The sequence below is a fragment of the Sphingopyxis sp. GW821-FHT02C12 genome (assembly GCF_059421785.1).
Map to the genome: position 1 here is coordinate 3,014,061 of NZ_JBWKVQ010000001.1, position 11,155 is coordinate 3,025,215.

8 protein-coding genes are annotated in these 11,155 nt (G+C 64.1%); 6 read left to right on the forward strand and 2 right to left on the reverse strand.

Annotation, left to right across the window (positions count from 1 at the left end; genetic code table 11):
* From AC07U1_RS14360 to AC07U1_RS14370, 3 genes are all read left to right on the forward strand, one after another.
* On the forward strand, nt 1-2,007 hold the full coding sequence (locus AC07U1_RS14360) for an ATP-binding protein (protein WP_495176037.1): 2,007 nt from the start codon (nt 1-3) through the stop codon (nt 2,005-2,007).
* 106 nt (nt 2,008-2,113) lie between these two features.
* Complete coding sequence (locus tag AC07U1_RS14365) at nt 2,114-2,485, forward strand: tRNA-binding protein (protein ID WP_187139851.1); 372 nt, start codon at nt 2,114-2,116, stop codon at nt 2,483-2,485.
* Between the two features lie 128 nt (nt 2,486-2,613).
* Nucleotides 2,614-3,117 carry an MAPEG family protein gene (locus tag AC07U1_RS14370; protein WP_187139852.1) on the forward strand — a complete coding sequence of 168 codons (504 nt, stop codon included), beginning with the start codon at nt 2,614-2,616 and terminating at the stop codon, nt 3,115-3,117.
* Here AC07U1_RS14370 and AC07U1_RS14375 read toward each other — a convergent pair.
* Nucleotides 3,022-3,792 (reverse strand): cyclase family protein, encoded by a 771-nt coding sequence (locus AC07U1_RS14375; RefSeq protein WP_495176036.1) that lies wholly within the window; start codon nt 3,790-3,792, stop codon nt 3,022-3,024. The two genes, AC07U1_RS14370 and AC07U1_RS14375, sit on opposite strands and share 96 nt — an antisense overlap.
* A 193-nt stretch (nt 3,793-3,985) precedes the next feature.
* Between AC07U1_RS14375 and AC07U1_RS14380 the strand changes: the two genes are divergently transcribed.
* Both AC07U1_RS14380 and AC07U1_RS14385 read left to right on the forward strand, forming a co-directional pair.
* Entirely contained in the window at nt 3,986-5,629 is a 1,644-nt protein-coding gene (locus AC07U1_RS14380; RefSeq protein WP_495176035.1) for an MFS transporter, read from the forward strand.
* A gap of 43 nt (nt 5,630-5,672) precedes the next feature.
* On the forward strand, nt 5,673-6,719 hold the full coding sequence (locus AC07U1_RS14385; RefSeq protein WP_495176034.1) for an alanine racemase: 1,047 nt from the start codon (nt 5,673-5,675) through the stop codon (nt 6,717-6,719).
* 109 nt (nt 6,720-6,828) lie between these two features.
* Here the strand turns inward: AC07U1_RS14385 and AC07U1_RS14390 are convergent, their stop codons facing one another.
* Entirely contained in the window at nt 6,829-10,020 is a 3,192-nt protein-coding gene (locus tag AC07U1_RS14390; RefSeq protein WP_162248579.1) for a TonB-dependent receptor domain-containing protein, read from the reverse strand.
* A gap of 554 nt (nt 10,021-10,574) precedes the next feature.
* On the opposite strand from AC07U1_RS14390, the gene phaR reads away from it, so the two are divergent.
* Nucleotides 10,575-11,114 carry a polyhydroxyalkanoate synthesis repressor PhaR gene (gene phaR, locus AC07U1_RS14395; protein WP_492738423.1) on the forward strand — a complete coding sequence of 180 codons (540 nt, stop codon included), beginning with the start codon at nt 10,575-10,577 and terminating at the stop codon, nt 11,112-11,114.
* Nucleotides 11,115-11,155 lie beyond the last annotated feature (41 nt).

Sequence of the window (11,155 nt, forward strand, 5' to 3'; positions counted from 1 at the left end):
ATGTTCAAGAAAATCCTGATCGCCAACCGCGGCGAAATCGCCTGCCGCGTCATCAAGACCGCGCGCCGCATGGGCATCGCCACCGTCGCCGTCTATTCGGACGCGGACGCGCGTGCGCCCTTTGTGCAGATGGCCGACGAGGCGGTGCATATCGGCGCGTCGCCGGCGTCCGAATCCTATCTGATTGCCGACAAGATCATCGCGGCGTGCAAGGAAACCGGCGCCGAGGCGGTGCACCCGGGTTACGGCTTCCTGTCCGAGCGCACCAGCTTCGCCGAGGCGCTGGCGAAGGAAGGCATCGCTTTCGTCGGCCCGCCGGTGAACGCGATCGCCGCGATGGGCGACAAGATCGAGTCGAAGAAGCTCGCGCTCGCGGCGGGGGTTAATGTCGTCCCCGGCTTCGTCGGCGAGATCGACGACACCGAACATGCGGTGCGGATCGCGAACGAGATCGGCTATCCGGTGATGATGAAGGCGTCGGCGGGCGGCGGCGGCAAGGGCATGCGCCTCGCCTATGACGAAAAGGACGTCCGCGAAGGGTTTGAGGCGACCAAGCGCGAGGGGCTCAACAGCTTCGGCGACGACCGCGTCTTCATCGAGAAATTCATCCTTAACCCGCGCCACATCGAAATCCAGATCCTGGGCGACCAGCATGGCAATATCCTCTACCTCAACGAGCGCGAGTGCAGCATCCAGCGCCGCCACCAGAAGGTCGTCGAGGAAGCGCCGTCGCCCTTCGTCACGCCCAAAATGCGCAAGGCAATGGGCGAGCAGTGCGTCGCGCTCGCCAAGGCGGTCGGCTATTACAGCGCGGGTACGGTCGAACTGATCGTGTCGGGGGCCGACCCGACGGGCGAGAGCTTCTACTTCCTCGAAATGAACACGCGGCTTCAGGTCGAGCATCCGGTGACCGAGGCGATCACCGGCATCGACCTGGTCGAGCAGATGATCCGCGTCGCTTACGGAGAAAAGCTCGACCTCAAGCAGGAAGATGTGAAACTCGACGGCTGGGCGATCGAGAATCGCGTCTACGCCGAGGATCCCTATCGCGGCTTCCTGCCCTCGACCGGGCGGCTCGTGCGCTATCGCACCCCGGTTCCGGCGTGGGAAGGCGACGAGCGCGGCGAGGACGGCGTGCGCGTCGATGCAGGGGTCGAGGAAGGCGGCGAGGTGTCGATCTTCTATGACCCGATGATCGCCAAGCTGATCACCTGGGGCAAGACCCGCGACGAGGCGGCCGACCTGCAGGTCGCGGCGCTCGACCGCTTCGAGCTCGAAGGGCTCGGCCACAATATCGACTTCCTGTCGGCGATCATGCAGCACCCGCGCTTCCGCTCGGGCGATCTGACCACCGGCTTTATCGCCGAGGAATATCCCGAGGGCTTCCACGGCGCCGACACCGACGCCGATGTGACGCGCGCGCTGGCGGCGATCGCGGGCTTCATGGCCAGCGCCGAGGCCGACCGCGCGCGGCGCACCGACGGCCAGCTCGGCGACCGGCTGAACCCGCCGGCCAAATGGCAGGTGACGATCGACGGCAGCCCGCACAAGGTGAAGGTCGGCGAAAAGCATATCAAGGTCGACGGCGACAAGGTCGATATCGCGCTCGAATATACGCCGGGCGACAAGCTCGTCGTTGCCGACATCGACGACAGCGAACTGGCGGTGAAGGTCGCGAAGACGCGCACCGGCTGGCGCATGACGACGCGCGGGCGCATCCACAATGTCCGCGCCCTGCCCTGGCACATCGCGCCGCTGACCGCGCATATGATCGAAAAGGTGCCGCCCGACCTGTCGAAGTTCCTGATCTGCCCGATGCCCGGCCTGCTCGTCGCGCTGCATGTCGACGAGGGCGACAAGGTCGAAGCCGGCCAGCCGCTCGCGACGGTCGAAGCGATGAAGATGGAGAACATCCTGCGCGCCGAAAAGACCGGCACGGTGAAAACCGTCAACGCGGCGCAGGGCGACAGCCTGGCGGTCGACGCGGTGATTTTGGAGATGGAATAGCGCTCCCGCATTTCGTCATTGCGAGGAGCGAAGCGACGAAGCAATCCAGAGTGGGCGCAAGCCGCCCTGGATTGCTTCGCTTCGCTCGCAATGACGGAATTGGACAATGCACCTGAATCACGACAACCACACGCCCGCCGCCGCCTCGATCACCTTCGACGATTTCCTGAAGGTCGATATCCGCATCGGCACGATCGTCGAGGCCGAACCCTTTCCCGAAGCGCGCAAACCCGCCTTCAAGCTGAAGATCGATTTCGGTCCCGCAATCGGGGTGAAGAAAAGCAGCGCGCAGATCGTCGACCGTTATGCGCTGGACGAATTGGTCGGGCGGCAGGTCGCCGCGGTGGTGAACTTCCCGCCGCGCCAGATCGGCAAGTTCATGTCCGAAGTGCTGACGCTCGGCTTCGCCGATGAGGAAGGCGCGGTGATCCTGTTCGCGCCGGATCGGGTGGTGCCGAACGGGTCGCGATTGTTCTGATCGCGCTACCCGAAATACCGTCATTGCGAGCATAGCGAAGCAATCCAGAGTAGCGTAAACCGCTCTGGATTGCTTCGCTACGCTCGCAATGACGAGCTTTGGGACGCGGGGCAGGGGGAGAAACGATCATGACTTTACCGGTAACCGCCTTTGTGGCCGCCGTCTGCGCGCTGCTTTTGCTCGCGACCGCGATCGACACGGTGCGCCAGCGGCTGCGCGTGCAGGCCGCCTTTGGCGATCATGGCGACGCGAAGCTGATCAGCGCGAGCCGCAGCCACGGTAATCTCGCCGAATATGCGCCGATCACAATCATCCTGCTCGGCCTGCTCGAAAGTGCGCGCGCCAATCATATGGCGCTGATGGTCATCGGCGCGATCTTCCTGATCGGCCGCGTCGCGCATATCGCGGGACTTTATGCGAAGATTGAGCCGGGCAAGGCACCGATCCCGCGCCAGATCGGCGTCGTCGCGACCTTCGGGACGTTGCTGGCGCTGGGCGGATGGACCTTGTGGATGCTGGCGACGGTTAAACGCGGCTCAACTTTCCACCAACGCCACCGCCCTTATCCACCCCGCGCTGGCGCGTTCGATCTTCACCGGGAAACAGCTCAGCGTCCAGCCGGTCGGCGGTAGCGCCGCGAGGTTGGTGAGTTTCTCTATCTGGTAATAGGGCTGGATGCGCCCCGCCTTGTGCCCCTCCCAGATGATCTTCGGGTCGCGCGTTTCGGCCCAGCGCCTTGCGGTGTGGCTGAACGGCGCGTCCCAGCTCCACGCGTCGGTGCCGACGACCTGTACGCCGCGTTCGGTCAGGTAGAGCGTCGCTTCCTCGCCCATGCCGCAGCCCTGGTCGGTGAAATTGTCGGTGCCATAGATGGCGCCCGACTGGACGAGCACGATGTCGAAGGGCTGAAGGGTATGCCCGATGCGCGTCAGTTCGGCTTCGACCTCGGCGGCGCTCACGACATGGCCCGCGGGGCGGTCCGAAAAATCGAGCTTCACCCCCGGCCGGAAGAAGAGGTCGAGCGGCGCCTCGTCGATGCTGGGCGCCGGCGTGGCGCCGCGGTCGGTGGTCGAGTGGAAATGCCAGGGCGCGTCCATATGGGTGCCGTTGTGCGTGCTCAATGTCAGGCTCTCGACCGCCCAGCCTTCGCCATCGGGCAGGTCGTCCTGCGTCAGTCCCGGGAAGAACATCGCGATCTGCTGCCACGTGTTTTCGTGGGTCATGTAGGTGATCTGCGGGCGCATCACCGGGGGGTCGGAGACGACGTCGTTGGTGATCGGGATCGAAAGGTCGATGAACTGGGTCATGCGGCGCAGTCTGCCACCGGTTTGACGCTACGCCAAGAAGGCTTGCGCAGCGCTCGCGCCCGACTAGACGTAGCAAACCGTTCGTGTCGAGCGAAGTCGAGACACGTTGGCGTCGCGCATGCCCTCCAGGCATCTCGACTTCGCTCGATGCGAACGGGAAGGGGAAAGGCCCGAGAGGCCAAAGGGAGAGCATATGACCGACGCAGCCGCTGTCGCCAGCCATGGCGCAGCCTATACGCCGACCAAGAAGGATATCCGCATGGTCATCGCCGCCTCGTCGGCGGGGACGATCTTCGAATGGTATGATTTCTTCATATACGGCACGCTCGCGGCGATCATCGGCAAGGCCTTTTTCCCCAGCGACAATGCGACGCTCGAAATCCTGCTGGTCTGGGCGGGATTCGCGGTCGGTTTCGGGTTTCGTCCGCTGGGCGCGGTGCTGTTCGGCTTTCTCGGCGACCGGCTGGGGCGCAAATATACCTTCCTCGTCACCGTCACGCTGATGGGCATCGCGACGGCGGGGGTCGGCATGATCCCGTCGGCGGCGACGATCGGCATCGCGGCGCCGATCATCGTCATTCTGCTGCGCGTGCTGCAGGGGCTCGCGCTCGGCGGCGAATATGGCGGTGCCGCCGTGTATGTGGCCGAACATTCGCCGCCCGAACGGCGCGGCTTCTATACCAGCTTCATCCAGGCGAGCGTCGTCGGCGGCTTCGTGCTCAGCCTGATCGTCGTGCTCGGGTGCAAGGCGCTGATGTCCGATGCGGTGTGGGAAAGCTGGGGGTGGCGCGTGCCGTTCCTGCTGTCGCTGATCCTGCTCGCCATCTCTTTGTGGATGCGGCTCAAGCTGTCCGAAAGCCCGGTGTTCCAGGCGATGAAGGCCGAGGGCGAACTGGCGAAGAACCCGCTCAAGGAAAGCTTCACCTTCCCCGGCAATCCGCGCCGCATCTTCATCGCGCTGTTCGGCATCGCCGCCGGCCTGACGGTGATCTGGTACACCGCGATGTTCTCGGGCCTCGCCTTCCTGAAAGGCCCGATGAAGGTCGAGGATACCGCCGCCGAGATCATCGTCGGGTTCGCCGCCGCGCTCGGCATGGGCTTTTTCCTGTGGGCGGGGCATCTCTCCGACCGCATCGGGCGCAAGAAGCCGATCGTCTGGGGCTATGCCGCGACGCTGGTGCTGCTGTTCCCGCTGTTCTGGCTGATGGGCAGCGTCGGCAATCCCGCGCTGACCGCGGCGGCCGAAAAGGCGCCGGTGGTGGTCACCGGCTCGCAGTGCAGCTTCGACCCCTTCGCATCGAAACAGGCGACCGCGTGCGGCAAGACGCTCGGCGAACTCACCAAGCTCGGCGTGCCGTACAAAGTGGTCAGCAGCGGCAACGCCTTCGACAGCGTCAAGGTTCACATCGGCGGGCGCGAGGTCGCGGGCGAGGACCCGGCGGTACTGAAACCCGCGCTCGAGGCGATGGGCTATGATTTCGAAAAGCAGATCCCCGGCCCGCTCGGCATCGCGGTGATCTTGTTCGCGCTGCTCGGTCTCAGCGCCTTGTCGGGCTTCACCTATGGTCCGGTCGCGGCGCTGCTCGCCGAAATGTTCCCGCCGCACGTCCGCTATTCGTCGCTGTCGATCCCCTATCATCTCGGCACCGGCTATTTCGGCGGTTTCTTGCCGCTGATCGCGAGTTTCATCATCGCCAAGACCGGCGATGCCTATGCCGGGCTGTGGTACACCTGGGGCGTGGTGCTGGTGGCGTTCCTCGTCGCGGCGTTCATGCTCAAGGACCCGGTCGAGGGGCAGTGGGACAAGGTCGCGCCGTCACCGGGGCAGCCCGCCTGAACAGCCATTGGCGGTGCCGCAAATCGCGGCTAGGGGCGAGAGGATGATCGACATCGCCTCGCCGCTCCGCCTCCGCCTCGATGCCGGGGCGCTCGCCGCCAACTGGCGCTGGCTGGCCGCGCAGGGCGGCGGCGCGGCGTGCGGCGCGGCGATCAAGGCGAACGGTTATGGCCTCGGGGCTCGCGCGGTGATGCAGCATCTCGCCGCCGCAGGCTGCCGCGACTTCTTCGTCGCGACCTGGCCGGAGGCGGCGGCGCTGATGCCGCTGCCCGCCGGGGTGGCGCTGTCGGTGCTGCACGGGGTGGGGGAGGCCGACATGGTCGCGGCGCGCACCCTGCCGGTGCGTCCGGTGCTGAACAGCGTCGAACAGGTCGCGCGCTGGCGCGCCGGCGGAGACGGGCGGCCGTGCGACGTCATGGTCGACACAAGCATGAGCCGCCTCGGGTTGCGCGTCGAAGAGGTGATGGACGGCGCGCTGGGCGGGCTGGTCATCGAGACTTTGCTCAGCCACCTCGCCTCGGCCGATGAGGACAGCGCCCAGAATGCGGACCAGCTCGCGGCGTTTCGCGCGCTTCGCGATGCGATACCCGCGCGGCGCTACAGCCTGGCGAACAGCGCGGGCATCTGCCTCGGCGCCGATTACGCGTTCGACCTCACGCGCCCGGGGCTCGCGCTTTATGGCGGTACGCCGCGGACCGAGGCGGCTGGCCATATTCGCCAGGTCGTCTTTCCCGAGGCGCGTGTCCTGCAGGTGCGCGACGTGCGCGCCGGCGAGACGGTCGGTTATGGTGCAGCCTGGACCGCGCCGCGCGATGCCCGCATCGCGGTCGCCAATCTAGGCTATGCCGACGGCTATCTGCGCTGCCACGCGGGCAGCGGCGGTGCGAGATGGAACGATGGCGTGTTACCGCTCATCGGGCGGGTGTCGATGGACCTGACCGCTTTTGACGCCGGCGGTGCCGGCGCGATCGGCGAGGGCGACTGGCTGGCGCTCGATTACGACCTGCCGGTCACCGCGGCGGCGACCGGCTTGTCGCAATATGAATTGCTGACCGGACTCGGCCGCCGGTTCGAGCGCATCTGGGGCTGAGACCCGCGCGGACGCGCCGTCGCCCGGCCGCTTCCTTCCATCGCAGGCAAAGAAAAAGGCCGCCTTCCCGAAGGAAGGCGGCCCGTTTCCGTGGCCGAAGCCGACTGGCTTACCAGCTGGCGCGGACGCCGGCGTAGAAGTAGCGGCCGAACGTGTCGTACGGATCGCCACCGGCGGTGCCGAGCAGGCTGAACGGCGGCTTCTTGTCGAAAGCATTATCGATGCCGACGTAGAAATTGAACTTCTTGTCGATTTCCAGGTTGGCCCGGAAATTGTGATAGAAGGCGTCGGGGTGATAGACTTTCGGGTTGGCGTCGGCGTTGAGCGGCGGCAGTTTGACAACCGTACCTGCGGTGCAGGTTCCGCCGCCCGGGATCTGTCCGTTGGCCGGGCAGGCGCCGAGATAGCTGTTCTGCGTTTCGTAAGTCGCGATCGTCTGTTTGCCGAGATAACGAACAGTCCAAGCGATATCGAGTTCGCCGAAATCGTAGTTGACGCTGGCGTTCGCGGCCCAACGCGGGTCGCCCAGTTCGCTCATCTGACGGTTCGGGACAATCGGGTTCAGAATGTTCGTGTAGTTGTCGAGGCGCAGCAGATGGGTCGCGATGGCGCGGAACGACACGCGATGACCATTATCGAACGTCCGGCGATACTGGACGTCGAAGTCGATGCCCTCGGTCTTCTGCGCCGCGAAGTTCACACCACCGACCTGGGCCGCGAAATCGGCGAACAGACCGGTCGCCGGATCACGCGGATAAAGACCCGTCGGATCGGCCCCGGTGACCGAACAGAACGGGTTCGAGGCATAGGGCGACGCATCGTCGAAGCAAAGCGACAGCAGGTTCGCGAGGCTCGGCGCCGCGATCAGGCTGTCGACCTTGATCTTGTAATAATCGACCGTGAAGTTGAAACCGGGCAGGAAGCTCGGTTCGAACACCGCACCCAGCGTCAGGCTCTTGCCCTTTTCGACGTTAAGCGCCGAGTTGCCACCCGAGGTGAAGCTCGTGCTGAACGACCGCGCGAGGCAGTTCACCCAGGGACCGTCCAACACCGGTGCCGAAGCCGTGCCGGTGCAAGCCGCGACGACAGCGGCATTGGCCTTCGTCGGGACACCTGCTGCGGCGCAGTTGGCTGCCCGGTTCGGGTTGTTGTTGATGTTGATGCTGTCGCAGGGATCGCCGACCTGGGCAAAATTCTGCGACTGCGGTGAGAAGAGATCGCTCTGCGTCGGTGCACGCACCGACCGTGCATAAGCTGCGCGGAAGCGAACGTCGGGGATCGGAGCCCACAGCGCCTGGAAGTTATACGCCCAGACGGTGCCCGCCGAGGAGTTATAGTCCGAAACGCGTGCCGCAGCACCGAGCGTGAGTTCTTCGGCAAAGGGCATGTTGGCGAGCAGCGGGATGCTGATTTCACCAAAGGCTTCCTTGACCGTCAGCTTCGGCGGCGCGAACGGCTGGATGGCATTCAGGAAGGTGCCGCCGAAGGCCGTCAGTTCGTCATAGGCCGATTCCGCGGTTTCTTCGCGATACTCGGCGCCGAGAGCGAAGCCGATCGGACCGCCGGGCAGTTCGAACAGCTGCGAAAGGTCACCGTTGACGCTGGCCAGCGCAACGAACTGCTCGGCCTTTTCCTTGCGCAGCGACGTCGTGTTGACGAAGTCAAGCGCAGCCTGGGTCGGAGCACCGGTGCCGAAGACGTTGATCGGAACGCAGTCCGGACGGGTGACGGTCACCTGGTTGACGCGGCAGACGACCTGGCCGCTGGCGTTGCGCACCGCGTCGATGGCGAGCAAGAAGCCGTCCGGATTGCCGTTCAGGTCGAACAGCTTCAGGTTGTTGAGCGACTTCATGCTGGTTTCGAGACGGCCGTAGTTGAACGACAGTTCGTAGTTCCAGTCGTCGTTGAACGTGCCTTCGACACCGCCGACGATACGATAGGTCTCACGACGATGCTGTTCGCCGCGACCGCCAAAGTCGGTGTTGAAACGCGACATGGTGAAGGTGCGGGTAGGGTCGAAGCGACGAGTGCCGGTGACAGGATCGACGAAGATCACGGTCGATCCCGCAGGCGCGGCGGGGTCCGGATTGGCCACGCGAAAGGCGCAAGAGGATGCGACGTTGGTCAGCATCGAACGGCTATGCGCATTCAGGAAAGCGTTATCGCAGCTGAAGTTGCTGCCGCCGCCGAAGAAGCCCGGGATGCTGCCTTGGAAGAAGCTCGGCTGACCTTCCTGCAAGGCGTCGACGCGAACATATTTCGCTTCGACGAAGGGGCGGAACGCATCGCTGACGTCATAATGCGCGAGCAGGTTGACCGCATAGCGCTTCAGCCCGGCCGCAAGCTGGCCGGTGTTGTTAAGCGTCGAACCTTGACCGCCCAACCAGTTGCCCGAGCCGACACCGATGAACGAGTTGGTCGGATCGACACTGTCGATGAACAGGTTGCCGTCGGCGCCGAAACGCAGCGCGCTGTTGTTGCTGAGCAGGCCGATGGTGCCGCCGTCGCTGATCGAGGCACTTTTGACCCCGCACAATGCGGTGGTGTCGGAAATTCCGTCACCCGCCGCCGGTTCACCGGTGGTGTTGTCGGTCAACTGATACTGGCACCGGCCCGAGTAGGCGCCGGTCAGATAGTCGCGGTCGCGGAAATAGAGCGGGCTGGCTTCGGCATATTCGGCCGACACGGCCACGTTGCCGCGGCCGTCGGCGAAATTCTTGCCCCAGGTGCCGCTGATGAACAGGTTGCCGCGGTCGCCACGCGACGAGATGCCGCCCTGCGCGCGCAGGTTGATACCGTCGAAGTTGCGCTTGGTGATGAAGTTGACGACGCCGGCGACAGCGTCCGAACCGTAAATGGCGGAATTGCCGCCGGTCACGACATCGACGCGTTCGAGCAGGTCGACCGGAATGGTGTTGACGTCGACCAGATAGTCGCCCGGAATCGCAGTGATGTGACGCTTGCCGTTGACGAGCACCAGCGTGCGGGCGGTGCCGAGGCCGCGAAGGTCGAGGACGTTCAGGCCGGCGGTGCCGATGAAGCGGGTCGAGTTGCCCTGGCTGAAGGTCGAACGCAGCGACGGAAGGTCGTTCAGCGCGTCGCCGAGCGAGACGTCGCCGGTGTCGGTCAGTTCGCTGACGTCGACCGAGGTCAGCGGAACCGACGATTCGAGCGTCGGGCGGGCAATGCGCGAGCCGGTGACGACGATGGCGCGTTCTTTATTCTCATCCGAATCGCAAACGCCATTCTCGTTGGCGTCGACGCAATCCGCGGTGCTCTGTGCGAGGACAGGCTGGCTCACGGACATTGCTACTGCAAAGGCAGCAGCACCCATAAGCAGGTGCGACTTGTTCATTTGGTAACTCCCCGGTTGCCCGTTCAAAAATAGAGATGAACGGATTGACAGCTAGAAAGCCGGAAAACGGAAAGCACACAAGCCCTTGGGGAAAAATTTATGACCGCTTCGCCGCATCGGTATGACATTGTGTCATTTTCGCAACAGTGGCCAAGGCTTGTGTCGAAAAACCGTCAAATAATAAGCTTATTGCAGCGCGACATGAAGTGGTCGGTCATGACGCTTTGATACGACAATTGTGTCGTAATAACAGTTTCGGTTGAAACTATGTTACTTTAACGGCAGCGCGTCCGCGGCCCCTGCCTGTCAGGCCTTCTCGTTCGGGAGAGGGCGATCCGGCGGATTAAGACAGTGTCGCGACGGCACCAAAGCGAATCGCGGCCGCCGCGCCGCCTCATGTTGCGATGCATCATAGATTGGTGCTAATGCCCGTAACTCACTATTCAAAAGCCCGGAGCGGCGGGGTCGCCTTTGCCACCGGATCAGGGAGCAGCATCACCATGGCGAAGTCCAAGGCGTCCGCCGATGGCGACACGGTCATCATCAAGAAATATGCGAACCGGCGCCTCTATGACACCGAACGCAGCTGCTACATCACGCTCGAAGATCTCGGCACGATGGTGCGCGACGGCCGCGAATTCCGCGTCCTCGATGCCAAGAGCGGCGACGACATCACGCACAATGTGCTCACGCAAATCATCATGGACGAGGAAACGCGCGGCGAGACGCTGTTGCCGGTCAATTTCCTGCGACACCTGATCGGTATGTACGGCGACAAAATGCAGTCGATGGTGCCACAATATCTCGAAGCCTCGATGACCGCGTTCCGCAAGAACCAGCAGGACGTGCGCTCGGCGCTCGAAGGCGCGCTCGGCGCCAACCCGCTCGCCGAACTGACGCGCCGCAACATGGAGATGTTCCAGCAGGCGGCGGGCGCCTTCATTCCAGGCGCGGGCGGCAGCAAGGCCAAGGACGCCGAAATCGCGGCGCTCAAGGCCGAAGTAGCAGAGCTCAAGGCCGAACTCGCCAAGAAGAAATAAGCAGGGCTTCTCCCGCCCTCAGCGACGGAAAAAACGAATAT